This is a genomic window from Martelella mediterranea, from assembly GCF_004342225.1.
In the GTDB taxonomy this organism is placed as follows: domain Bacteria; phylum Pseudomonadota; class Alphaproteobacteria; order Rhizobiales; family Rhizobiaceae; genus Martelella; species Martelella mediterranea_B.
This window is the reverse complement of the sequence record NZ_SMAR01000001.1, coordinates 1-25230: the sequence shown is the minus strand read 5'-3', so window position 1 is coordinate 25230 and position 25230 is coordinate 1. Positions and strand designations below refer to the sequence as shown.

The window sequence follows — 25230 nt, the reverse complement described above, 5'->3', positions numbered from 1 at the left end:
AATAAATGACGTGCAATCGATTTCGATTATTTCTCTTTCGAATTTCGGAATGCATACAATTGCTGAAATCCGAAGATCGCCAGCCCCGAGAGCAATCCCCAGAATGCTCCTGAAATGCCAAAAAACGAAACCCCGGAGGCGGAAACGAGAAAGGTCGCAGCTGCCGCCTCGCGCGTGTCAGCATCCTTGAACGCTGCCATAGCTGAGCCGGTGAAAGCCCCGATCAGAGCCAACCCCGCCACAGCTTCGATAAGGATTGGCGGCGCCAGCATTACCACCGCAACGACAACACCGCTCAAAAGGCCAAGAAGAACATAGCCGATACCGGCAATGATCGCCGCCCAGTATCGACGCTTCGGATCGGCATGGGCATCTTCACCCGCGCACATGGCAGCGGTGATCGCTGCAAGGTTCACGCCATGCCCGCCGAAAAAGGCAGCGGGCAGAGAAAACAGCCCCGTTAAGGAAAACAACCGTCCCGCATTCGGGCGATAATGATTGATGTTCAGGATCGCAACGCCAGGTATATTCTGCGATGCCATTGTGACAATGAAAAGCGGCAGTGCGATGGAAATCGCAGCCTGAACGCTGAAATGCGGTGTCACCCATTCAAGGCGTGGGATGATGGCTTCTCCCAGCCCTGACCAGGCATCCGGCGCAATATCGACACCAAAAATCAGCACCAGCACAAATGCGACCAGAGCGGCAGGGACGGCCAGTAGTTTGTTAAAGGCGCCGACAACAGCCCAGGCGATCACGATCGGCAGGCCGAGGAACGGATTGAAGGCAACGGCCTGAACCGGCGCAAAACAAAGCCCCATCAGTACGCCTGCCAGCATAGCGTTGGCCAATGGCGCGGGAATGGCGGAAATCGCGCGGCCGACCGGACGCATCAGTCCGGCCGCGACAATAAGGATATTGGCGAGCACAAACGCGCCGACAGCAGCAGCGAAGCCTCCACCCTGCACGCCTGCAGTGGCCAGAAGCGCTGCGCCCGGCGTCGACCACGCGATCGAAACAGGCATCCGGGTGGCCACTGATAAGACAATTCCGGCAAGCCCCATCGCCACCGAAAGGGCCATCAGCCCGGAAGCGGACTGAGCGGGTGTCGCACCGACACCTTCCAGCCCCTGAAGAACGACGGAAAACGAGCTGGCAAAGCCGACAAAAGCCACCAGCAGGCCCATAAACAGGCTCTGCAGCGAAAAATCTTTCAGCATTCCCCTCTGTGTCCCTTTTATTCGTTTGTTTAAGCGCACAGAGTTCAACTGGAAGCATGAAAAAGCCGGACAAGGCAAGTGCCCTGTCCGGCTTTTCGGTCTTGCGGTTGCAAAGGATCAGATATCGCTGTGCGATGTCACCTTGCGCGAAACCAGCCCGTATTCAATCGCTTCATCGGCGGACAGCCAGTAATCACGGTCAATATCGGCCGCAATCTTTTCATGCGACTGGCCAGTTGCATCGGCAAAGATCTTGATCAGGCGTTCGTTCATCTTGATGATTTCACGGGCCTGAATCTCGATATCAGAAGCAGGGCCACGCGTGCCACCGGAGGGTTGATGCAGCAGAAAGCGGGTGTTCGGCAGGCAAACACGGCGTTCCTTGTCGGCGGCGGCATAAATCAGCGCACCTGCAGATGCGACCCAACCGGAACCGATCATCACCACGTTCGGCTTGATGAACTTGATCATATCGTGAATGGAATCACCGGATTCGACATGGCCACCCGGTGAGTTCACAAATACGCGGATATCATCATCGCTGACAGCCGACATGGCAACGAGCTGTGAGCAGACACGCTGCGCCAGCTCCTGCGTAATCGGCCCGTAAATGAAGATCGAGCGCGATTTAAACAGGCTTGTTTCAGCCTCTTTACCCAGCGGCATTTCTGTTTTCTTGTCGTCGTCTTCGTCGCTCATCGGCTTCTCCAGAATTCAAACGTCGTGATACCCGACTTAATGGTATTAAAGCCGCAAGACAATGACCGAGACAGAAGCTGAGCGGTAAAACGTCATGCGCTAATCGATGCGAACTCTCACACCATGCGGTTTGACACCTTCAGGCTCAACGTGAATGGCAAGCGTGGATCCGGGAATGGCCTTCTTGATGGCCCCTTCCAGCCGGTCACAGATATCATGCGCCTCGCCGACGGGCATATCCCGCCTCACCACCAGATGGAAATCGATAAAGGCGGCGGATCCGGCGCGGCGGGTCTTCAGATCATGAACGCCTGTCGAACCATCGGCATTGTCAAAAATCGCCTTGCGGATTGCCTCTTCTTCATCCCCGGTCAGCGCCGTATCCATTAACCCACCAACAGATTCGGCAATCAGCTGCCAGCCTGCATAGAGGATATGCGCTGCCACCAGCAAGGCCAGCAGCGGGTCGAAGATCGGATAGCCGGTGGCGAGCGCGATGCCGAGACCGATAACCACGCCAATCGATGTAATGACGTCCGTGCGGATATGCTGGCCATCGCCGACAAGCGCCGGCGAGCGCGCAGCACGGCCAGCCTTGATCAGCGTATAAGCCCAGACCCCATTGATCAGGCTTGCGACCACATTGACAGCCAGGCCGATGAAAATATCCTTCGGCATCGTCGGATGAAACAGCTCGACAATGGCCTCTCTGAAGATCAGAAGCGCGGCGACAACAATCGCCACGCCCTCAATCACAGCTGAGATATATTCAGCCTTGTGATGGCCAAACTGATGATCGTGGTCCGCCGGTTTAGCCGCATAAACTATCGCGATGAATGCGCCGACGGAGGCAACGACATTGACGATGGACTCAAGCGCATCTGACAAAAGCGCCACAGAACCGGTGACGCGCCAGGCAAAAAGCTTGATCGCCAGAACCAGAAGAGAAAGCGGAATCGTATAAAATGCCAGCTTTTTTGGCATCGCATGTCCGTGGCTATGCCCTGCACTCATGGGGATCTCCGTCTTTTCCCTTGCGGGTCAGCACGCCGACCGGATGAACCGGCGCGCAGAATCATGTTGGCGCTTTGCTACGCCAGAGATGCAACATCGGCAAGACAGGCGCAGCTTATCCCGCAGCTCTTTTAGCCGACGCAGCAGCGCCCCCGGAACCGACAAGCTTTCCGACCACATTCTCGATGATCCGCATTCCGGCATCTCCCCCGAGCGACATGATCGACTCTGGATGGAACTGAACCGCGCCAACCGGCTCACTGACGTGTTCGATCCCCATGACGATACCATCATCGGTCTCGGCGGAAATCATAAACTCCGGCGGCAGCTCGACCGCATCTGCAAAGATCGAGTGATAACGGCCAACGGTGATCTCGCCCGGAAGACCGTCAAAAAGACGGCCATGTTCAAGAATCCGGATACGCGATGGCTTGCCGTGCATCGGAACAGCAAGCTGCCTGAGTGTTCCGCCATAGGCTTCGGCCAGCGCCTGCAAACCAAGGCAGACGCCGAAGACCGGCAATCCCCGCTTACGCGCCTTCTGGATGGTGGCCTTGCAGTCAAAATCCTTTGGGCTACCCGGTCCGGGAGAAAGCACAACCAGATCCGGCGCTATCCGATCCAGCGTTTCATCGGCAACCGGCGAACGCACGGTGGAAACCTCAGCCCCCGTCTGCCGGAAATAGTTTGCCAGCGTGTGCACGAAGCTGTCTTCGTGATCGACCAGAAGTACTTTCAGCCCGGCACCAATTCTTGAGACCGCCCGGGTTGCCGGTTCCAGTTTTGCCGCATCCGCTTCGCGAATGGCCGCCAGCATGGCTGAAGCTTTCAACTCTGTCTCTGCCTCTTCTTCCTGCGGGTTTGAATCATAAAGCAGCGTGGCACCGGCCCGCACCTCGGCAATGCCTTCCTTCACGCGAATGGTTCTCAACGTCAGGCCGGTGTTCATATCACCGTTAAAGCCGACCATGCCAATTGCGCCGCCATACCATGCGCGCGGGCTCTTCTCGTGGTTTTCGATAAACCGCATTGCCCAGAGCTTTGGCGCGCCGGTAACCGTCACGGCCCAGGCATGGCTCAAGAAAGCGTCAAAGGCATCCATGTCCGGGCGCAACCGACCCTCGATATGGTCAACCGTATGGATAAGGCGGGAATACATCTCGATCTGACGGCGCCCGATCACTTTGACCGAACCTGGCTCGCAAACCCGGCTCTTGTCGTTACGGTCCACATCGGAACACATCGTCAGCTCTGACTCATCCTTTTGCGAATTCAGAAGTTTCAGGATCTGCTGACTGTCGGCAATGGGGTCTTCACCACGCTTGATCGTGCCGGAAATCGGGCAAGTTTCGATCCGCCTGCCAGTCACACGCACAAACATTTCCGGTGACGCACCGATCAGATATTCCTGATTACCCAGATTGATGAAAAAGGAATAGGGCGACGGATTTGTCGATTTCAACCGTTTGGATATGGCCGACGGTCTGGTCGCACAGCGCTCCATAAACTTCTGTCCCGGCACAACCTCGAACAGGTCACCGCGCACAAAGCTTTCCTTCGCCTTGACAACCAGATCGGCATATTCGCCCGGCTTATGGTCGCTTTTTTCCGGTACGCGATCCGTCGCCCTGAATGGCTCAGGCGCGATGTCACCGGCCTTGCCTTCAGTCGTCATCCCGTCGCGTGCGAAGTCATAGCGATCAATCCAGGCTTCGGCAGCATGGTTATCGACCATCAGCACTTCATCAGGCAGATAAAGCAGCATATCGCGCTGGTCATCCGGGCGCTTCAGCTTCAGGTTGACCGCATCAAACTGAAAGGCCAGATCATAACCAAAAGCGCCGTAAAGGCCGAGACTTGCATCGGCATCGGAATAGAACAGATCGACAATGGCGCGCAGTACGGTGAAAACAGTCGGCGCTTTTGAGCGCTCTTCCTCGGTGAACTGACGGTGTGGTTCGCAGACCTGAAGATCGATGCGACGAGGCGCTTTCGCTGTGATCGAAACCTCGTCGAGATCCTCTAAAACGGGAAGCATGAGCGACAGAAGCACCTCACCGCGTTCATTGAACGCTTCCAGCCACATGGTGCGGCCATGACATGAAATGCCGACGGGCGGATCAATAACGGCCGTATCCCAGCGCGTGTAGCGGCCCGGATACTCGTAGTTGGAAGAAAAAACAGCACCGCGACGCTCGTCCAGCCGGTCGATGTAACTGGTAACGGAATCATCGTAGGGCACATATCGGCGCGTCCGTGTGATCGCGATGCCACCCTTGGTTTTGTAGTGTTCTCCGTCCCCGGACCGTTCATGAAGGTTCATTTGAACTCAGCTCCACCGTCGTCTCATGCAAAGCCTCCGGCGATGCACCTTTGGTTTTTCTTGCCCGACAACTCAGGCGGTCCTTATAATAAAAAAGCCGCCTCAGATTTCGGGCGGCTTCATCAGATCAGAAAACATACGTGATCGTGGCCGCTGTCAGCGTGCCCACCACCACTTTGCAATGTTCATCATCTTGATCATGGAAACTTTCTACCGCAAGCCGCAACTACTGACAAGCCGCAAAGACGAAGGCGTGTTAAGATAAAAACCGCAGCGGGAAAACGACCGGACAGTCCATGGATGAAATACCCTTTTCAGCCGTGTTACTTGTCCGCCTGCCTGCGCACTTATATTCGGCTGCTTCAAATACATTACCTGAAATTGAGACAGGAGACCGATATGTCGGAAACCGTTGACACTGCCGGCCAGACAAAGCGCTGGTGGAAAGAGGCCGTCGCCTACCAGATCTACCCGCGCTCTTTTGCAGACTCCAATGGCGATGGCATCGGAGACATTCCCGGCATTATCGAAAAGCTCGATTACATTGCAGATATGGGAATCGATGTGATCTGGTTATCACCGCATTTCGACAGTCCGAATGCCGATAATGGCTATGATATCCGGGACTATCGCAAGGTCATGAACGAGTTTGGCACCATGGCTGACTTTGACCGCCTGCTTTCAGAGATAAAGCAGCGAAACATGCGTCTGATCATTGATCTGGTCGTCAATCATTCCAGCGACGAGCATGAGTGGTTTGTGGAAAGCCGCGCCTCCCGAGACAACCCGAAACGCGACTACTATATCTGGCGGAACGGCGCGAAGGGCGTGCCCAATAATTTTACCTCCTTCTTCGGCGGTTCTGCCTGGGAAAAGGATGAGGCAACCGGTGATTACTACCTTCATTATTTCGCTAAGAAACAGCCGGATCTGAACTGGGACAATGATGAAGTTCGTGCCGAAGTCTACGATCTGATGCGCTTCTGGCTCGATAAGGGTGTTTCCGGGTTCCGAATGGATGTGATCCCGTTCATCTCCAAGAATTTTGACTTTCCCGACCTGAGCGAAGACGAGCTGAAAGACCCGGCCGTTGTTTATGCATCCGGCCCGCGCCTGCATGAATATCTGCAGGATATGAACCGCAAGGTTCTTTCCCATTATGACTGCATGACTGTCGGTGAAGCTGCAGGCGTTTCTGAAGCGCAGACGCCGCTTTTCGTGGATGAAGCCCGCAAAGAACTCGACATGATCTTCAACTTTGCCGTCGTCATGCTCGACCGCGATGGCTGGCGCTGGAAGGAGCGCAGGCTGACCGACATGAAGGCAACGTTCGCACGGCTTGATCAGGCTGTCGGTGAAACCGGTTGGAACACGGTTTTTCTCGGCAATCACGATCAACCACGTGCGGTCAATCATTTCGGTGATGCCCGCCTGGCATTCCGCGAACTTTCAGCCAAGGCACTGGCAACCATGATGCTGACCATGCGCGGCACACCTTTCATCTATCAGGGTGAAGAGCTCGGCATGACCAATTTCCCCTTCACCAGCCTCGATCAGTTTGATGACATTGAAGTGCGCGGGCTACGGGAAGATTTTGTTGCCACCGGCAAGGTGAGCGAAGAAGACCTTCTCTGGCATCTGAACAAGACCAGCCGGGATCACGCACGCACGCCAATGCAGTGGGATGAAAGCGAAAATGGCGGCTTCACGACGGCTGAAAACGCCTGGCTGGCCGTCAATCCCAACTATAAGGATATCAACGCGAAAGCCGCATGTGCAGATGAAAACTCGATTTATCATCATTACCGCAAGCTGATTGCGTTACGCCATGCCACACCTGCTCTGGTCTACGGCAGCTACCGCGACATCGCCCCCGAAGACGAACAGATCTTCGCTTTTGAACGCGTGCTCGGCGATGAACGCCTGATCACGATCATCAATTTTTCCGGCGAACCGGTGATGTGGGATGAAAAAACAGTCGAGGGTGCTGAGGTGCTGATCAGCAATGACCAGCGTCGCGATAAAACCATACCGGGCGTCGAGTTGACGCTTCTGCCTTGGGAAGCGGTGGTCTTGCGTCCGGCTCAATAACCGGCAGCGGATACGACCTCACGTCAACAGGCCTTGTTCTAGACGGAAACGGCGCCTCACCGGGCGCCGTTTTCAAATTCAGGAAAAAGCAAAACCAAAAATCAGGCAAGCCGCCCGTGGCAATGCTTGAACTTTTTACCCGAACCACAGGGGCAAAGCTCGTTGCGGCCCGTGTTCTTCCACTCTTCAGGCAGGGCTGCCAGTCCGGCGGCCGTTGCAGCCTGCGGTGATGCAGCGCCGTCCACTTCGTTTTCACCGGTTTCAGGATCGATATGGCTTGCCTGCAGCTTTGAAGGATCAACAGCCGGTTCCGGCTGTGGCGGATTTTCCCGCACAAGCTGAACCCGCGAAAGTTGCGAGATCGCAAGTTCACGCATATTACCCAGAAGATGCTGGAACAGCTCGAAGGCTTCTGCCTTATACTCCTGAAGCGGATCCCGCTGGGCATAACCGCGGAAACCGACAACCGAACGCAGATGGTCCAGATTGACGATATGCTCGCGCCAGAGGTTATCGAGCGACTGCATCACGATCTGGCGCTCAACATATTTCATGACATCGGGACCAAACTGCTCTGCCTGTCTGGCGCGTTCTTCCGCCGCCTTTTCTGCGGCCTCTGAAATGCGCTGCTCGATTTCCGGCTCGGCAATGCCGTCCTCGGCAGCCCATGCCTCAATCGGCAGATCAAGGTTCAGAAACTGGCTGCAGTCTTCCTTAAGACCTTCGACATCCCATTGCTCGGCATAGGCGCGTTCCGGAATGCGGCGCTTCACAGCATTTTCGATCACATCCTGACGCATATCGGCGACCAGATCGGAGATATCATCCGAATCCATCAGCTCCTTGCGCTGGTCGAAAACAACCTTTCGCTGGTCGTTCAGGACATCATCGTATTTCAGAAGATTCTTACGAATATCGAAGTTACGTGCTTCGACCTTCTTCTGCGCCCGTTCCAGTGCCTTGTTGATCCACGGATGGACGATCGCTTCGCCTTCTTTCAGACCAAGCTTCTGCAGCATGCTTTCCATCCGGTCGGAACCGAAAATGCGCATCAGATCGTCCTGAAGCGAAAGATAGAATTTAGAACGCCCCGGATCGCCCTGCCGGCCGGAACGACCACGCAGCTGATTATCAATACGGCGGCTCTCGTGACGCTCGGTTGCGATCACATAAAGTCCGCCGGCTGCAAGAGCCTGCTGCTTCAGTTTCGCGACATCCTCACGGATCGCCTTTTCTTTTGCATCACGCTCCGGGCCGGGCGGCGTGAACTTGCGCTCGACCTCCACGCGTTCGCCCTTCTCATTGGTGACGATATCCGTGCCCGGTTCGAGATAGCCAAGTTCTGCCTGAATACGCATATCCACATTGCCGCCAAGCTGAATGTCGGTACCGCGACCGGCCATATTGGTAGCGATTGTCAGCGCGCCCGGCACACCGGCCTGCGAAATAATGAAGGCTTCCTGCTCATGGTAGCGCGCATTCAGAATTTTGAAGTCGGTAATTCCGTCGCGCTTCAGGGCTGCGGCCAGAAGCTCGGATTTTTCAATCGATGTCGTACCGACGAGAACCGGCTGACCCTTTTCCTTCGCGACCTTGATCTCTTCAACGATAGCCAGATACTTCTCATGCACGGTCATGTAGACTTCATCGTCTTCATCGAGACGTGCGATCGGAAGATTGGTCGGAACCTCGACCACATCGAGGCCATAGATATTGCCGAATTCTTCGGCTTCCGTTGAAGCCGTACCGGTCATACCGGCCAGCTTGTCATACATGCGGAAGTAATTCTGGAAGGTGATCGATGCCAGTGTCTGGTTCTCTGGCTGGATCTTGACGTTTTCCTTGGCTTCCAGCGCCTGGTGCTGACCTTCGGAATAACGCCGCCCCGGCATCATCCGGCCTGTGAATTCATCAATGATAACAACTTCGCCGTTGCGGACGATGTAATCCTTGTCGCGGGTGAAAAGCTTGTGCGCCTTCAGGGCATTGTTCAGATGGTGAACCAGCGCGACGTTTTCGATGTCGTAAAGTGACTCGCCCTTCATCTGACCAGAGGCCGTCAGCATCTGCTCAAGCTTTTCCATCCCCTGTTCGGAGAAGTTGGCCGAGCGCTGCTTTTCATCCAGCTCGTAATCCTCTTCATCCAGAGTGGGGATAACCTTGTCCATCGCGACATAAAGGTCGGAGCGGTCATCCAGCGGGCCGGAAATGATCAGGGGCGTACGCGCCTCGTCGATCAGGATGGAGTCGACCTCGTCGACGATTGCGTAATTATGACCGCGCTGCACCATTTCGGTGCGCTGCATTTTCATATTGTCGCGCAGAAAGTCGAAACCCAGTTCGTTGTTGGTGCCGTAGGTGATGTCGCAGGCATAGGCTTCGCGGCGCTGTTCGTCACTGAGGCCATTATGGATGACGCCCGTCGTGAGCCCGAGAAAACCATAAAGCCGCGCCATGCCTTCGCTGTCACGCCGGGCAAGATAGTCATTCACAGTCACCACATGAACACCCTTGCCGGAAAGTGCGTTCAGATAAACCGGAAGCGTCGCGACGAGTGTTTTGCCTTCACCGGTCTTCATCTCGGCGATCGCGTTTTCATGCAGGATCATCCCACCGATCAGCTGCACATCGAAAGGCCTGAGCCCCAGAACACGGTGAGACGCCTCACGAACAACAGCGAAGGCTTCAACAAGCAGATCGTCCAGGTTTTTGCCCTCGGCAAGCTGCTTTTTGAACTCTTCCGTTTTTGCTTTCAGCTCTTCATCCGAAAGCGCCTTAATTTTTTCTTCCAGCGCGTTGATCGCAGCCACACGAGGTTTAAAGGAGCGGATCCGGCGATCATTGGCCGATCCGAACAACTTGCGGGCTACGCCACCGAGAGAGACCATTTCAAAAGCTTCTTTCTGAAAATTTTCCTGTTCGTTTCACGCCGCCTGCCGGTTCAGACAAAGCAACGCAAAGGGAATGCATTCTGTCTCATCTACCGGGTGAAGACCTTTCGGCAGATGGCAGACAGATAAGAGGGGGGGCAATGGATGTCAACGTGCCAGAAATGACGCGCGTTTCTGTCTGCTCCATATTGGCCACATTCCTGTGGTCCCGCTTAGCTCTGGCGAACAGTCGTTCGTCAACTTTTCGGCAGGAAGGAAGGACTTTATTCATGCAGAAAAGACATCTCGCATCAGCCACGCTTCTGGCTGCATTCATCGCAACTGGTGCCCCGGCTTTTGCTCAGGCAAACAGTGAAGACACCACCAAAACCGTCATCGCAACCGTCGCCGATCAGCCGATTTACAAGTCGGAGCTGGATGCAACGGTCGAACAGTTCAAAGGCCGGTTCGGCAAGATGCCGGAACAGCAGATCGATGCCCTGGCACTTTCAAGCCTGATCGACATGAAGCTTGTCAGCATGGCTGCAAAAGCGGAAGGACTGGATGAAACGTCGGACTTCAAGACCCGCATGGCCGAAGCCCGCGAGCAGGCGCTTTATAATGAGTTCTATGATGAACACATTGCCAGCCAGGTGACGGATGACATGGTCAAAGAGCGCTATGATCAGGACATCAAGAAAATGCCGCAGCAGAAGGAAATTCATGCCCGGCAAATTCTCGTCGATGACGAGGATCAGGCAAAGAAGATCATCAAGCAGCTTGATGATGGCGCTGACTTCGCCCGGTTGGCCAAAGAATATTCAACCGGCCCCAGCGCCAAAGACGGTGGCGATCTCGGCTACTTCACCAAAGGTCAGATGGTTCCGGCCTTTGAAAAAGCCGCATTTGACCTGAAACCCGGCAAATATACCGAACAGCCGGTAAAAACAGAATTCGGCTATCATATTATCGAAGTGGAAGATGTGCGCGACAAGGCTCCGGCAAGCTTCGAACAGGTCGCACCGCAAATCCGGCAGATGCTCCTGCGGGAAGAGTATGTCAAACAGCTCAAGACGCTGAAAGACGACGGCACAATTTCGATCAAGGACAAGACGCTGCAGACGGCCTACGACACCGTCAATGAAGAGCAGCAGTAAAAACGAAGCGCTGGCCTGTCATATCTGTCGGGCCAGCTGCCTGGACGGGGCGCTGCCAAAGTGTGTTTCATTACAATACTGTAATCCTTACATGTTCCGAAAGGCGGTTCCATCCGGCTTGTAACCTGTGCTACCGCTTTCAGCGGACTTGCACTTTAAACACGTATTCTCAGCTATAAAGGTGATCATATGCATAAAAGACAGTTTGCGGCGGCAGCATTTCTCGCAACGGTCGTTGGCTTCAGCGCGCCGGCTTTTGCGCAGGACACGGATGCCAGCCAGACCGTCGTTGCCACGGTTGCCGGTGAACCCGTTTATCAGTCTGAACTGAACGAAACCGTTGATCAGTTCAAAGGTCAGTTCGGCCAGCTTTCCGAAGAGCAACTGAAAGCCGTCGCACTTTCCAGCCTCATCGATATGAAGCTGATCGTCGCCGACGCCGAAGCCAAGGGCCTCGATGAAACAGACACTTTCAAGAAGCGCATGGATCAGGCTCGTGAGCAGGAGCTTTACAACGCCTATTTCGATGAAGAGATCGGCAACAAGATCACCGACGATATGCTGCAAGCGCGCTATGACGAGGAAATCGCCAAAGCGCCGAAGCAGGATGAAGTCCATGCACGCCACATCCTGGTCGACACCAAGGAAGAAGCCGAAGACATCATCAAGCAGCTTGATGATGGTGCTGACTTTGCCGAGCTGGCAAAAGAACACTCCACCGGCCCGTCCGGCGAGAAAGGCGGGGACCTCGGCTATTTCGGCAAGGGCCAGATGGTTCCTGAATTCGAAGAGGTCGCGTTCGCTCTCGAACCCGGTCAGCACACGGAAGAACCGGTCAAGACTCAATTCGGCTTTCATGTGATCGAGGTTGAGGACAAACGCGAAAAGGCACCGGTTCCATTCGATCAGATCAAGGACCAGCTGCGTCAGCTCATCATCAGCGAGAAGTACAATGAGGTACTTGGTAACATGAAAGACGGCGATACCGTCGTTATCGAAGATGAGGGCTTGCAAGACGCCTATCAGGCGATCAATAAACAGCAGCAGTAAGCAACATCTATCCGGCCCGCACATTCAGCGGGCCGGACCCATATCAGGGGGTTTTCATGTCGTCTGCCATTTCGCCGCTCGCGCCCAAATCATTTGCCCCCATGCCGCCTATTGATGGCGTCCGCCTTGCGACCGCTGCGGCTGGCATCAAATACAAGGGCCGCACAGACGTCATGATGATGATCTTTGATGGCGATGCGAACGTCGCCGGACTTTTCACAAAATCCAAATGCCCGTCTGCACCGGTCGATTTCTGCCGCACCAATCTTGAGAATGGCAGTGCGCGCGTTCTGGTGGTCAACTCCGGAAACGCCAATGCCTTCACCGGAAAGAAGGGCGCTGAGGCCACAGCTTTGACTGCCCGCAGTGCTGCAAAGGCTGCCAACTGCGATACGGCTGACGTTTTTCTCGCTTCCACCGGTGTGATTGGCGAACCGCTCGATGCATCGAAATTCGATGGCGTCTTGAACGGCATGGCCCGTGATGCGCGGCCCGATGCATGGCTTGCCGCAGCAAAAGCGATCATGACCACCGATACCTATCCGAAGGTCGCCACGCGTGGCGCGACCATTGACGGTGTTTCGGTAACGCTCAATGGCATGGCCAAGGGCGCCGGCATGATTGCGCCGGATATGGCCACTATGCTTTCCTTCATCGCCACCGACGCGGCAATTTCCGCTCAGGCTTTGCAGGACTTGCTTTCAGAAGGCGTTGGCAGCAGCTTTAATGCCATCACCATCGACAGCGACACATCGACATCTGATACCGTTCTGGCCTTTGCCACGGGCAAGGCCGCTCAATTCGGTCAGGAGCCTGTCACGGCTGCCAGCGACCCGCGCCTCGACGATTTCAGAGCCGCCCTTCATGCGCTGATGACAGACCTTGCGCTGCAGATCGTGCGCGATGGTGAAGGCGCCCGCAAAATGGTGAAGGTTCAGGTCACCGGCGCTGAGGACAACCGGGCCGCAGACCGGATCGCACGTTCCATCGCCAATTCGCCGCTCGTTAAAACCGCTGTTGCCGGTGAGGACGCCAACTGGGGTCGTGTCGTCATGGCCGTCGGCAAGGCCGGAGAAATGGCGGATCGAGACCGTCTGGCCATATGGTTCGGCGATATTCGTGTGGCCGTGAACGGTGAACGCGATCCGGATTATTCCGAAGAACATGCCTCTGCGGTGATGCGTGAGGATGAGATCACCATCCGCGCTGATATTGGCCTTGGTGATGGGCAGGCGACGATTTACACATGCGATCTGACCAAGGAATATGTTGCCATCAACGGCGATTATCGCAGCTGAATGCAAACGGCCGGGCAGCATGTGCGTTGCCGCTCGGCCACACCATCCAAAACAAGACATCAGGGCGTGTTTACACCCTCGGACCGCCGACTATAGTCCCTTTCATAAAACTATAGCATCGTGCTCTGTGCATCCGCATGGATGCATGGCGCTCTAAGGGTCACGACGGAATCGGAATTACTGTGAGCACAGATCTACCACTTGTGCGCCGGCTGGAAGCAATGGCTTTGCGCGCATGGCCTGCCAGAGATGTTCTCTACGATGGAGCATGGCAGCTGCGCCTGACAGCAGGGCACCCCTCCAAAAGACTGAACAGCATCACGGTGCTCGACCTTTCGGACATTTCCGATATCGAAATCAGGTTTGAAAAAGCATCGCGCCGTTATGAAGCCTTCGGGCGCCCGGTCACTGTGCGCGAAACGCCGCTGACGCCACCTGCCCTGCTGGATTTCCTCAAAGACAATGGCGCCGCCCCCTTTGACGAAACCATTGTGATGACGCTTAACCTGCAAGGTTTTGAGCCACACAACGCCATTGAACGTTTACCCAGCCAGGATGTCGGCCGCTTTGTCGAGACATCGCTTGCGCTGAACCCGGCCGAAGGCCTGACAAAAGCCGGACTGGCAGAAGTTGTGACGGCCATTAAACCGGCCCATGGCTTTTTCATCAGCCAGACGGATGACAGAAACCCGCTGGCGGCGGGGCTTTGCGTGCATGATTTCGATATGGCTGGCATCGAGGCGCTGGCTGTTGCCGAAAATGCAAGACGCGCTGGCCATGGCCGCAGCCTCACCGGCAGCATGTTACGCTGGGCAAAGACTCGCGGCGCGCGCACAGCCTGGCTGCAGGTTACTGCGAACAACGAAGCCGCGCTTAAACTCTACGAAAGCTTCGGCTTTAAAGAAGCCTATCGCTATCGTTACTGGCGGCAGAAAAGAGAACAATGACAGACGAGAATTTCAAAATCCTGCTGGTGGCCGCCTGTGCCCTGATTGACAGCGACGGCCGTATTCTTCTGGCCCAGAGACCTGAAGGCAAGGCGCTCGCCGGTCTTTGGGAGTTTCCCGGCGGCAAGGTGGAACCAGGCGAAACACCAGAGGCGTGCCTGACCCGCGAGATGGAAGAAGAGCTCGGCATCACCACCAAAGCGGCCTGCCTTGCACCGCTGACATTTGCCAGCCACACCTATGATGATTTTCACCTGCTGATGCCGCTTTACGTTTGCCGCAGGTTTGAAGGCATCCCTGAGGGACGCGAAGGTCAGGTCATCAAATGGACACTTGCCCGCAATCTCCGGGATTTTCCGATGCCGCCTGCAGATGAGCCACTCATCCCGATCCTTCAGGATCTGTTATAAAGCTTCCTGCGGCTCAGCGTTTCAGCTTGATTTCTTCTGTGTTGAGCGCGTCGGCCAGCCTGGTTTTGGCAGAACCAGGCCGTAACGGCTTCTGCTGACTTTCATGCGGCGCCCATCCGGACACGTAGATGATGGAAAACGTAGCGCGAATGCGCCCGTCCGGATCAGAGAACCGCTCGGCATAAAGCTCGGCAGCGCGCAGGAAAAACGCGCGTGACACCGGGCGCTTCGGGCGCCCCAGCAACGGGTTAGCCATGCCCATCGCCTTTAAATCCGCCATCAGATCGAAAAGCGTATCATAGCGCACCGTATAGTTTTCCTGATCGACAACGGGCAGCGCGAAACCCGCACGCTGCAACAATCCACCGACATCACGGACATCTGCGAAGGGAATAACACGCGGGCTGGCGCCGCCATAAATCTCGGTTTCAGCCGTCAGCAGACATTCACGCAGTTCAGAAAGTGTGCCGGATCCCGGAATGGCCGCCAGAAACAGCCCGTCAGGCTTCAGCGCGCGCCGGACCTGAATGAAGAATCCCGGCGTATCGTTGATCAGATGCAGCGCAAGCGGTGAAACCACCAGATTGAGTGACTGGTCCTCAAGTCCCGGAAACTCCAGTGGCGCGACACGAAGATCTTCGGCTGGCGCACCAAAATCAACCGCCGTTTCGACCCGGTAGATCCGGTCGACCTTACCTGTTGCCATGACAGCGCGCGCGCTCGCACCTGTCGTGCCATAAAGCTCTGCGGCATCTGAAAACTGACGTTCAACAACGGCAAGGCGGTCCGCAATCTCTTCTGCCGCAATATTCAGCAGGAAGTCAGCACCCGGCCTGGCGGTTTTGAAAGCGTTCAGTCGGTTGGTTTCAGCCAGTTCCGTATCAAAAATAGGCTCCACGCGCTTACAGCCTTTTCTGTTTCTTCGCGGTCTGCAATTGTTGCTCGAAATGCACCCTTGAACGCGATACTGTCAAGAACATGGAAGAAACCGGCTCATTCAGATGGAAAGGCCTGACGCAAAAATCGCGGGCTGCTGCGGCTTGGCTTGCAGGCCGGACCGGAAACCTGTTTTTTCCGCCGGTTTGTGCTGCATGCGGACGCCAGACAGGCACACATGCAGCGGTCTGTGTCTCTTGCTGGGGGCATATACGCTTTATCGAACAGCCCTATTGCCCGGTACTCGGGACACCCTTTTCGCATGATCTTGGCCCAGGTATTATCAGCGCCGCGGCAATCGCCAATCCGCCTCAATTTGATCGGCTGCGCTCAGCCGCCTTTTATTCCGGACCGGTTCGTAATCTGGTTCAGTCGCTGAAATATCGGGATAACACACACCTCGCCATCATGATGGCGCGCTGGATGTTGCGGGCTGAAGATGACATGCTGAAAAACTGTGACGGAATCGTTGCCATTCCGCTGCATCGGAACCGGCGGCTTTCGCGCCGTTTCAATCAATCCGCTGAGCTTGCACGCAGGCTGGCACAACTGACCGGCAAACCCTTTCTGCCCGGACTTCTTCTGCGCACACGATCGACAAAGCAACAGGTCGGCCTGACACGGAATGCACGCCAGGATAACGTTCGCGGTGCATTTACGATTGCGAGAAATCGCGAAAACAGCATTTTCGGGAAGAAAGTCGTACTCATTGACGATGTTTATACGACCGGCGCAACAGTTTCAGCCGCCGCCAAAGCCCTGAAACGGGCCGGAGCGAGCGAAGTCAGCGTTTTAACCTTTGCACGCGTGCTCGACGAAACTATATGAGCTCTATGTTTTAAGGACGAAAACCGAGGGAGAAAAGGCAGGATAATGGCCAACGTCGATATTTACACACGCGAATTCTGTGGCTTTTGCAGCCGCGCCAAAAAACTCCTGACGGATAAGGGCGTCAATTTCAAAGAGTTCAACGCCACTGAAACACCGGACGTTCGCGCGGAAATGATCCAGCGTGCCAATGGCGCCGCAACCTTTCCGCAGATTTTCATCGATGGAACCCATATTGGTGGCTGCGATGAGCTTTATGCACTCGAACGTGCTGGAAAGCTGGACCCAATGCTCTCGGGACAGGCCTGATCATGACCGTAACCAAAGTTGCCGCCATTCAGATGCTATCCGGCATCTCCCCGGAAAAGAATGCGGAGACACTGGACAGTCTTGTCCGTGAAGCAGCGGCGCGCGGCGCACATTATATCCAGACGCCCGAAATGACAGGGGCAGTGCAGAAAGACCGTGCTGGCCTGACAGCAGTGCTGAAAAGCGAAGATTGCGATCTGATTGTTTCGGCAGCATCAGGGCTTGCGGCCGAGCTTGGTATTTATCTGCATATCGGTTCGACAGCAATCGCAACCGAAGAGGACATGATCGCCAATCGTGCGTTCCTGTTTTCGCCCGATGGAAGCATCGTCACGCGCTATGACAAGATCCACATGTTCGATGTTGACCTGGATAATGGTGAAAGCTGGCGCGAAAGCGCCGTCTATCGCCCTGGCGAGAAAGCCGTTCTGGCGCATCTGCCATTTGCGGCACTGGGTCTGGGCATTTGCTACGATGTTCGCTTTCCTGACCTGTTCCGTCAGCAGGCTTTGGCAAGCGCGGACATTTTGACTGCACCGGCAGCATTTACCCGGCAGACTGGCGAGGCACACTGGCACGCATTACAGCGCGCACGCGCCATCGAGAACAACGCCTATATGATCTCTGCGGCACAGGGCGGCGTTCATGAAGACGGTCGTGAAACTTATGGTCACTCGATCATCGTAGATCCTTGGGGGAAGGTACTGGCTGAAGCAGGTGGCGAAGGCCCCGCGGTGGTTCTTGCAGATGTGGACACGGATGCTGTCAAAGCGGCCCGCGGAAAAGTCCCGAACCTGAAAAATATCCGGCCATTCCGCTTTGAAGAGGTTGAAGCACGGGTTCCTGTCGGGAAGAGCGCATAATGATCCACTATGCGCTCTTCTGCGATAACGGCCACGAGTTCGACGGCTGGTTCGCCGGCAGTGAAGATTTTGACCGGCAACTTGAAAGCGGCTTTCTCACCTGTCCCGTCTGCAATTCCGCAAAAGTCGCCAAGGGGCTGATGGCACCGTCTGTTTCAACAGCCAGAAAGCAGGATGAGCGCAAAGCCCTGATGATGGATGGTGCCCGGAAAGCGGCACTGGAAAAGCTTAAATCAGCCGTTGCTGAAATCCGCGCAAATGCTGAGGATGTCGGCGAGCGCTTTCCCGAGGAGGCGCGCAAGATCCATTACGGCGAGACGCAAGAACGTGGCATTTTCGGGTCAGCAAAAGCCGAAGAAGTGATTGACCTTCTTGAAGAGGGCATTGAAATCATGCCGCTGCCCAGCCTGCCAGAAGACAAGAACTGAAGAAGCATCCCTGTCTTTAACCAGAGTTTCAAAGCGGCCTTCCTGGCCGCCTTAAAACGTCCCATTGTATCGCAAATGTCATACCATCAGACAACGGACACAACGCAGAGCCGTGGACAGCCTTTCTTTTGCCTGACCGCTATCTATGGATCAAAAATCGTGAAACATAGAATAATTATAAATCTATCATATACTTAAATAGAAAATATTGCTGCCGAAGACCCACGAAAACCGTTGCCAGATCACAACAATTCCGGTTAAAGAGAAATCACGTTCTGGTTTTAACACTATCAATGATTGTGTTTGAATTACGGCCCGTGATAGCCTTCCTCGTATTGCCAGCAGGGCGGATCAAGAACTCATGCGGCAATATTGTGTAGGGTCTGATGATCTCATATTCCGACCAGAGGATGATTTTGATGCGTTCCAGATATCTGCTTATAAGCACTGCAGCTGCCGCCGTGATGGCAACAACCGGCGCTGAAGCAGCTGACATGGTGATGGTTGAACCCACCGCACCAAACTATGTTGAAGTTTGCGATGCGTTCGGCGCTGGTTACTTTTACATTCCCGGCACAGAAACCTGCCTCACGATCACCGGCTATGCGCGTTTTGAAACCAAATTCGGCGGCATTCAGACCGGTTCGACGGTTGACGGCGACTGGTCGCCCTACACGAAAGCCAATATCGCCTTCATAGCCAAAACCGACACCGAGCTCGGTGTTTTAACCTCCAACATTACGCCGGAGTTTTATTACTATTCTGATGGCAGTGGCGATTCGTTTACGCTGGATGAAGCCTATATTGACATCGGAGGGGCGGTCGCGCTTCGTGCCGGTTATGTCAAAGGCTACTGGAACCAGGACCTTTGGGGCGAGTTGGACAATATCGACAATGTAAGCCGTTTCAATTCCATTCGTCTTGGCTATTACGGAACCGACCACCTTCAGGCAGCGCTCTCCGTCGATGCCATTTCCCCCGACGACACCGGAACCAGCAAGATGAACAAGCTTGGGCTTTCCGCCCGCCTTGGTTATGTTGTTGATGACGGCCATTACCTGAAGCTCGACGCAGCATACGATACCGATACGGAAGCCTATGCTCTGCGCCCGTGGGCCGGGTTCGGAATCTTCGGCGGTACATTTGAAATTGCCGGCCTCTACGCCAGCGATGAGATCGCTTACGCGCCAAACTTCACGGCCGCCAACTGGAACGACTCGCCGATTGCCGGCACGTATCTGGAATACGCAGTCGCGACCAACTACTATTTCAATCTTTCAGAGAACTTCGTTCTCGCGCCTCAGGCACAATATAATGTGGCTAGCAACGACAAAGCGTTCTGGGAAGCTGGCTTTACGGCAGACTGGGAAATGGTCGATGACCTGCACCTGCGGACCAACCTCAACTATGCCTTTATCGATGAGGACTGGAATCAGCAGAACGTCTTTGGCTGGTTCCGTCTTGAACGTGACTTCTAAAGCATAGACATCTGCTGATCAGACAGTTTTCAGTTGACGACCCGTTTTGATACAAGGCTTTTTTCAATCGGGTCGTTGCCATGAGAAACAAGAAAACCCTTCGCGCCATTCAGCACGAAGGGTTTTCTTTCAGACACGTTTCCCCTCCGAAAGCGTGCCTCTTTTTTTTCAGCCGGCGTTCCTTACAGCATCGGCCCGAAAATCGAAATCGATTTTCGGAAAGCACGATGCGTAGATTTAGTTAGAGCGACCTTTGTGCATCCGAATGGATGCACGGCGCTCTAAGCCGCGCGCGACAATTTCGGCCGCGGGCGTTCGGAAAGCGCCCTGTGCAGTGCGACAATCACCGGGTTCAGGGCATCGCGGTCAACGATGAACTGCACATCGACATTGCGTGGCCCCTGGGTGGCACCAATGGCCTCATGACCGGCATCGGCAATCGCCTGTAAGCCGCGCGTCAGCACCGAAAGGCCTGCAAGGTCCCGCCCTACAACCGATGCCATAGCAATCGACCGCGATGAGATGACCGCCGAAGGATAACGATCTTTCAGATCTTTCTCGACCCTGCGCAGCACCTTCAAAGAACTGTCCACATAATGTGTGATCGTGTTGGCGTTCGACACCTTGGACACGATGCGCACACCATGGCGCGTCAGCACTTCAAGGATAGCAGCGTCGTATCCTTTGACTCCGACCATATCCTGCTCAAACAGCTCAAGCGCGTAGAGATCGAGGCCGGTGACGATTTCAACGCCCGCCGCTTCTGCCGGTTGATCGTCAATCAGCGTGCCCGGATCATCCGGTTCAAACGCATTGGTGACGCGCAACGGCACAGCAGCACGACGCAGCGTCTTGGCCGCTTTCGGATGGATTGCCTCCATGCCGAGGTTCGACAACTGGTCAGCCACATCGTAATTGGTGCGTCCCAGTTTGCGAACGGCATCCGCCCCCACCAGCGCCGGATCTGCCGAAGACAGATGAAACTCTTTATGAATGATCGCTTCGCTGGCACCGGTCAAAGCCGCAAGCCGCGAGAATGTAACCTCGGAATATCCGCGATCGAATTCATTCATCAGACCTTCTTCGCATTGTGCATAACCGGTTACGATCGGCATTTCAGTGGCAGGGTCGACACCGTTCATGCCTTCGCGAATGCGCTCTTCCAGGCTCACATTGCCTTCATCGCGCCAGCCGGAAAGGTCGACAAAACGGGCATTAACGCCAGAGCGCTGAAGCAGCAATGTGGTGACGAAAGCCGAATGCGCCTCGCCCAGCCCTGAAAGCAGCTCGCGGATCTGGCTCATATGTTCCGACAAGCGAAAATGACCATAGGAACACAGACGCTGAAGATCGATCAGGCAGTTTCTGGCCCCCAGAATACGATCCTGAACGAAAGCATCGGCGCGCTCCAAATCGGCTGAATTATCGAGCACCTTGTGGTGCGCTTCCGTCATCGCCGTGGCAACGGTATCGAGGCGGTCGTGCCAGCCGTGTCCGGTCTGATCGTTCACAAAGGCCGCATAGACACCAGGCTCCCCGGACTTCTTGTGCTCCAGCAGGAGGTTCGTAATGCCACCAAAGGCGGAGACCACAAAAACACGGCCATAATAGTCTTTTTCCTTGCGCCCACCGATAATCAGCGTGTCGCGCAGTTCATCGATGCGGGACATCGATGTCCCGCCAATCTTTTCAACAGTATGGGCCATCGGGTCAGGCATTCTCCTCCGCCGGTGCATAAGAACCGTCTTCACGATGCACTTCAGTTCCTGTAACCGGCGGGTTAAAGCAGCAAGCCATGACAAGCTCTTCTTCCGAACGCAGAATATGGCGGTCATGCTTGTTCAGGGCATACATCACACCGGGCTTGATCGCATGGGTCTCACCCGTTGCAATGTCGGTGATCGAGCCTTTTCCGCTCATGCAGTAGACACTTTCGAAATGGTGCTTGTATTCGAACGTATGCTCCGAACCGGCTTCCAGAATTGTGATGTGGAAGGAAAATCCCATTCCGTCATTGGCCAGCAGCATGCGGATCGATTTCCACTTTGCATCAGCAACCACACGGTCCTGGTCGTTCTTCATGATTTCGTTCAGGTCACGTACAATCATTCTGGTTACTCCGCTGCAATCTGTGTTTTACCGGCCATCGTCTCACGCGTTGCCGAAAGAAGGATATCGAAGCCCTTCCTGAAAGTTGTTTCCGACGTTGTCAGAGGGGCCAGAACCTTGACCACCTGATCTTCATTGCCGGATGTCTCAATGATGAGGCCGTTCTCAAAGGCACGCGCGCAGATTTCCGACGCCAGCTCACCTGTGCCCACGTCGACGCCCTGCATAAGCCCACGGCCCTTCAGCGTCGCGCCCGGAACTTCGGCGGCAACCTTTTTCAAAGCTTTGGTCAGCATTTCAGCCTTATCGGCCAGCTCCTTTTCGAACCTGTCATCGGACCAGAACTTTTCGATCGCGACGCGCGCCGTTACGAAGGCATGCGTGTTGCCGCGAAACGTGCCGTTGTGCTCGGCAGGGCCGAAGATGTCATGTTTCGGACGCACCAGAACCAGCGCCATCGGCAGGCCAAAACCGGAAACGGACTTCGCCATGGTGACGATATCCGGCGTCACGCCCATTTCCTCGAAAGAAAAGAAGTGACCCGTGCGACCGGACCCAGCCTGAATGTCGTCAATGATCAGCAACGCACCGTGCTTGTGGGCAATGTCCGCCATACGGCGCACCCATTCAGGCGATGCGGCATTCAGACCACCCTCGCCCTGCACGGTTTCAAACAGGATCGCAGCCGGCGCATCGACACCGCTGGATGGATCGGAGAGCATCTGCTCAAGCAGCTCGGCGCTGTCGACACCATCGGCATAACCATCGAAGGGAAGACGGGTCACACCATTGGTGTCCATGCCTGCACCACCGCGATGATAGCCATTGCCTGTCGCAGCCAAGGCGCCGGCAGTGACACCATGAAAGCCATTGGTGAAGGCAATCACATTCGTGCGGCCGGTCGACTTGCGCGCAATTTTCATTGCGGCTTCGACGGCATTGGCACCGGTCGGGCCGGTAAACATGACCCGGTGGTCCATCTTGCGCGGTGCCAGAATATAGCTCTCGAACGCGTTCAGAAAGGCACTTTTCACATTGGTATGCAGATCAAGTCCCTGGGCAACGCCGTCGGAAGAGATATGCTCAATCAGAGCGGTTTTCATATCCGCATCGTTGTGACCGTAGTTCAGCGACGAGCAGCCAGCCAGAAAATCGATCCAGCGGTTGCCTTCGTCATCCATCAGCTCCGAGCCGCTGGCCCGGGTAAATATGGCAGGCATGCTGCGGCAATAGGAGCGTGCCGCACTTTCGCGGCGTTCGAAAACGTCGTGGTCCATCATGTCCATAGGCATGAGTCATCCTTTCGCTTAAAGCGATTTCAGGGAAAATTCTCGGGATCGTTCGCGATCAGGCTGCGCGTGCCAGCGCGCGCGCTTCAGGCAGCGTAATCGTCACCATATGCTCGGTATCATGATGCCCGTCGAAATGGGTTTCGCGCTCATAATGCGGGCTGTCGGTGATGTCACCGCCAATGGCCCGTGCGAAACTCTTGAACAGCGCCCATGAGGCGTCGTTATCTTCTGTAATCGTCGTCTTGAGATGCGTTGCATCCTCACAGACGTCGCGCTCAATCAGATCGGACAACATCTTCTTGCCCAGACCGAGACCGCGTGCAAGCGGGCTGACAGCAACCTGCCAGACGAAAAGTTCCTGCTTTGCCGGAATCAGGTGACCGGAAATCCAGCCGACAATCTTTCCATCCAGTTCAGCGACCACACAGGTGTCGCGAAAATGCTCAGCCTGGATGAGATTGCAATACATTGAATTTTCATCGAGCGGCTTGCAGCTTTTGACAAGCGCCCAGATTTCAGCCCCGTCCGCCGCATTCGGTTTGCGCAGGCGGGGCACAAGAGTTCGGGGTTTGGTAACAGTCCGCGACATGTTAAGACCTCGTTCAATTTAGTTAGGCTTCCTAAATAATTCAGCTCTCTCAGAACATCAACCCTTAGATTGAATTATCCAGAACCGACACGATATTGGCCCATACCCCTTGTGAAACATAGGCTTCACGGCATTTTACCCCTAAAAAAGCTTCATCTTTTCTAATTATTTTTTGATTTTATTCGGCCATTGAAGGTATTTCATGCTTTATGCAATAATTGGTTGATGTCGACACAACCTTTGAATCGCGTTGACCAGAGCCTGATTGCGTTAAGACGGATTCTGCGTGCAACAGAAAATTACGCCAAAGATCTGGCGCAGGCTGCCCGCCTGACGCCCGCGCAACTGCGCGTCCTCCAGATTGTCGAAGAGCGCGGCGGCGCCACGCCGAAGGCGCTGGCAACCCAGATGGGCGTGCGCCAGGCTTCCGTCACCTCGCTGGTCGACAAGCTCGTCGCTCGCGGCATGGTTCACAGGGTGCCGTCGATTACCGACCGTCGCCAGACCAATATCGTCGTCACAGATGCAGGCCGTGCCATGGTGGAAGCCGCGCCGGATGCGCTGCAGCAACGCTACGTCCAGGCTTTTGAAGAGCTGAAAGACTGGGAGCAGGCTCAGCTGATCGCATCGCTTGAGCGTGTTGCCACCATGCTGGATGCCCAGACCATTGATGCTTCACCGGTTCTGACAACCGGCGAGATTTATCCTGAAAAGAAGGCGCAACCCGGCGCACCTTAGAGCATCGGGCGATTAGTCTGCAACGCATGCTGTTGATTTGAAGTAGTTCCAGCATTCCTGTGGTGAGAACAGTGCGCACACGTGGCCTACAGCTCTCCACAGGTCGTCATAGGTTCGCGCCTTTGCCTTCCTGAGAAGGGCCTTGAGCTTGGAGAACGCCTTCTCGATGGGGTTCAGGTCCGGTGAATAGCGCGGGAGAAACAGCACCCACGCGCCGCGCGCCCTGATCGCCTCGGCAGCGCGTGGGCTCTTGTGAACATTGAGATTGTCCCAGATGACGACATCTCCGGGTGACAGCGTCGGGGCAAGCTGGGTTGAGACATAGGTGTCGAAAGCCAGGCCGTTGATGGCGCCCTCGATCACCCATGGCGCTATCAGTTCGTCACACCGCAGACCGGCGATGAAGGTCTGGGTATTCCACTTGCCGAAAGGCGCGTCGGCAACAAGTCTTTGTCCCGTCCGGCTGCGTCCCCTGAGCGGCGTCATGTTGGTCTTCACACTGGTCTCGTCGATGAAGACAAGCCTTGCCGGCTCGGCACGCATAGCCGGCAATCGATGCTTTTGCCATGCATCGCGCTCGG

At 55.2% G+C, this 25230-nt stretch carries 23 protein-coding genes; 12 read left to right on the top strand and 11 right to left on the bottom strand.

What is annotated here, in order from left to right:
- Nucleotides 1–26: 26 nt before the first annotated feature.
- From EDC90_RS00115 to EDC90_RS00100, 4 genes are all read right to left on the bottom strand, one after another.
- Nucleotides 27–1220 (bottom strand): benzoate/H(+) symporter BenE family transporter, encoded by a 1194-nt coding sequence (locus tag EDC90_RS00115; RefSeq protein ID WP_132307264.1) that lies wholly within the window; start codon nt 1218–1220, stop codon nt 27–29.
- A 117-nt stretch (nt 1221–1337) separates the two neighbouring features.
- Entirely contained in the window at nt 1338–1919 is a 582-nt protein-coding gene (locus EDC90_RS00110) for an ATP-dependent Clp protease proteolytic subunit (protein WP_132307262.1), read from the bottom strand.
- 99 nt (nt 1920–2018) lie between these two features.
- On the bottom strand, nt 2019–2933 hold the full coding sequence (locus tag EDC90_RS00105; protein ID WP_245510874.1) for a cation diffusion facilitator family transporter: 915 nt from the start codon (nt 2931–2933) through the stop codon (nt 2019–2021).
- 115 nt (nt 2934–3048) lie between these two features.
- Nucleotides 3049–5256, bottom strand: a complete 2208-nt coding sequence (locus EDC90_RS00100) for an anthranilate synthase (RefSeq protein ID WP_132307260.1) — start codon at nt 5254–5256, stop codon at nt 3049–3051.
- A gap of 399 nt (nt 5257–5655) precedes the next feature.
- Between EDC90_RS00100 and EDC90_RS00095 the strand changes: the two genes are divergently transcribed.
- The gene (locus tag EDC90_RS00095; RefSeq protein WP_207903811.1) at nt 5656–7347 is read left to right on the top strand and encodes an alpha-glucosidase; all 1692 of its coding nucleotides are present in this window, start codon (nt 5656–5658) and stop codon (nt 7345–7347) included.
- 101 nt (nt 7348–7448) lie between these two features.
- On the opposite strand, the gene secA is transcribed toward EDC90_RS00095, so the two are convergent.
- Nucleotides 7449–10235: a preprotein translocase subunit SecA gene (gene secA / locus EDC90_RS00090; protein WP_132307256.1), complete on the bottom strand. Its 2787-nt coding sequence runs from the start codon at nt 10233–10235 to the stop codon at nt 7449–7451.
- A gap of 272 nt (nt 10236–10507) precedes the next feature.
- Between secA and EDC90_RS00085 the strand changes: the two genes are divergently transcribed.
- The 5 genes from EDC90_RS00085 (at nt 10508) to mutT (ending at nt 15079) form a co-directional block, all read left to right on the top strand.
- Complete coding sequence (locus tag EDC90_RS00085) at nt 10508–11374, top strand: peptidylprolyl isomerase (RefSeq protein ID WP_132307254.1); 867 nt, start codon at nt 10508–10510, stop codon at nt 11372–11374.
- A gap of 189 nt (nt 11375–11563) precedes the next feature.
- Nucleotides 11564–12424, top strand: a complete 861-nt coding sequence (locus EDC90_RS00080) for a peptidylprolyl isomerase (RefSeq protein WP_132307252.1) — start codon at nt 11564–11566, stop codon at nt 12422–12424.
- Nucleotides 12425–12480: 56 nt separating this feature from the next.
- Nucleotides 12481–13722, top strand: a complete 1242-nt coding sequence (gene argJ, locus EDC90_RS00075) for a bifunctional glutamate N-acetyltransferase/amino-acid acetyltransferase ArgJ (RefSeq protein ID WP_132307250.1) — start codon at nt 12481–12483, stop codon at nt 13720–13722.
- Nucleotides 13723–13859: 137 nt separating this feature from the next.
- Nucleotides 13860–14669, top strand: a complete 810-nt coding sequence (locus EDC90_RS00070; protein WP_132307248.1) for a GNAT family N-acetyltransferase — start codon at nt 13860–13862, stop codon at nt 14667–14669.
- Nucleotides 14666–15079, top strand: a complete 414-nt coding sequence (gene mutT, locus EDC90_RS00065; protein WP_132307246.1) for an 8-oxo-dGTP diphosphatase MutT — start codon at nt 14666–14668, stop codon at nt 15077–15079. Before EDC90_RS00070 ends, mutT begins: the two co-directional genes overlap by 4 nt.
- Before the next feature lie 13 nt (nt 15080–15092).
- Here mutT and EDC90_RS00060 read toward each other — a convergent pair whose 3' ends face one another.
- Nucleotides 15093–15977 (bottom strand): methyltransferase domain-containing protein, encoded by an 885-nt coding sequence (locus tag EDC90_RS00060; RefSeq protein WP_132307244.1) that lies wholly within the window; start codon nt 15975–15977, stop codon nt 15093–15095.
- 80 nt (nt 15978–16057) lie between these two features.
- On the opposite strand from EDC90_RS00060, the gene EDC90_RS00055 reads away from it, so the two are divergent.
- The 5 genes from EDC90_RS00055 to EDC90_RS00035 all read left to right on the top strand — a co-directional run bounded on the left by EDC90_RS00055 (nt 16058) and on the right by EDC90_RS00035 (nt 19921).
- Nucleotides 16058–16843 carry a ComF family protein gene (locus tag EDC90_RS00055; RefSeq protein ID WP_132307242.1) on the top strand — a complete coding sequence of 262 codons (786 nt, stop codon included), beginning with the start codon at nt 16058–16060 and terminating at the stop codon, nt 16841–16843.
- 45 nt (nt 16844–16888) lie between these two features.
- Nucleotides 16889–17152: a glutaredoxin 3 gene (grxC, locus tag EDC90_RS00050; protein WP_132307240.1), complete on the top strand. Its 264-nt coding sequence runs from the start codon at nt 16889–16891 to the stop codon at nt 17150–17152.
- A gap of 2 nt (nt 17153–17154) precedes the next feature.
- Nucleotides 17155–18015 carry a carbon-nitrogen hydrolase family protein gene (locus EDC90_RS00045; protein ID WP_132307238.1) on the top strand — a complete coding sequence of 287 codons (861 nt, stop codon included), beginning with the start codon at nt 17155–17157 and terminating at the stop codon, nt 18013–18015.
- The gene (locus EDC90_RS00040) at nt 18015–18443 is read left to right on the top strand and encodes a DUF1178 family protein (RefSeq protein ID WP_132307236.1); all 429 of its coding nucleotides are present in this window, start codon (nt 18015–18017) and stop codon (nt 18441–18443) included. The genes EDC90_RS00045 and EDC90_RS00040 overlap by 1 nt, the downstream gene beginning before the upstream one ends.
- A 419-nt stretch (nt 18444–18862) precedes the next feature.
- Nucleotides 18863–19921, top strand: coding sequence for a porin (locus EDC90_RS00035; RefSeq protein WP_165972692.1), 1059 nt, complete (start codon nt 18863–18865; stop codon nt 19919–19921).
- Nucleotides 19922–20202: 281 nt separating this feature from the next.
- Here the strand turns inward: EDC90_RS00035 and EDC90_RS00030 are convergent, their stop codons facing one another.
- The 4 genes from EDC90_RS00030 to ectA are packed head-to-tail and all read right to left on the bottom strand — an operon-like array spanning nt 20203 to nt 23911.
- On the bottom strand, nt 20203–21627 hold the full coding sequence (locus EDC90_RS00030) for an aspartate kinase (protein WP_132307232.1): 1425 nt from the start codon (nt 21625–21627) through the stop codon (nt 20203–20205).
- A gap of 4 nt (nt 21628–21631) precedes the next feature.
- A complete protein-coding gene (locus EDC90_RS00025; RefSeq protein WP_132307230.1) occupies nt 21632–22030 on the bottom strand; it encodes an ectoine synthase in 399 nt (132 codons plus the stop codon).
- 5 nt (nt 22031–22035) lie between these two features.
- The gene (gene ectB / locus EDC90_RS00020; RefSeq protein ID WP_207903809.1) at nt 22036–23322 is read right to left on the bottom strand and encodes a diaminobutyrate--2-oxoglutarate transaminase; all 1287 of its coding nucleotides are present in this window, start codon (nt 23320–23322) and stop codon (nt 22036–22038) included.
- Between the two features lie 55 nt (nt 23323–23377).
- Nucleotides 23378–23911: a diaminobutyrate acetyltransferase gene (gene ectA / locus EDC90_RS00015; RefSeq protein WP_132307228.1), complete on the bottom strand. Its 534-nt coding sequence runs from the start codon at nt 23909–23911 to the stop codon at nt 23378–23380.
- A 225-nt stretch (nt 23912–24136) separates the two neighbouring features.
- Here ectA and EDC90_RS00010 point away from each other — a divergent pair, with 225 nt between their 5' ends.
- Entirely contained in the window at nt 24137–24649 is a 513-nt protein-coding gene (locus tag EDC90_RS00010) for a MarR family winged helix-turn-helix transcriptional regulator (RefSeq protein WP_132307226.1), read from the top strand.
- Between the two features lie 12 nt (nt 24650–24661).
- Here EDC90_RS00010 and EDC90_RS00005 read toward each other — a convergent pair.
- A partial coding sequence (locus EDC90_RS00005) for an IS630 family transposase (RefSeq protein ID WP_132307224.1) occupies nt 24662–25230 on the bottom strand: 569 nt, incomplete at its 5' end.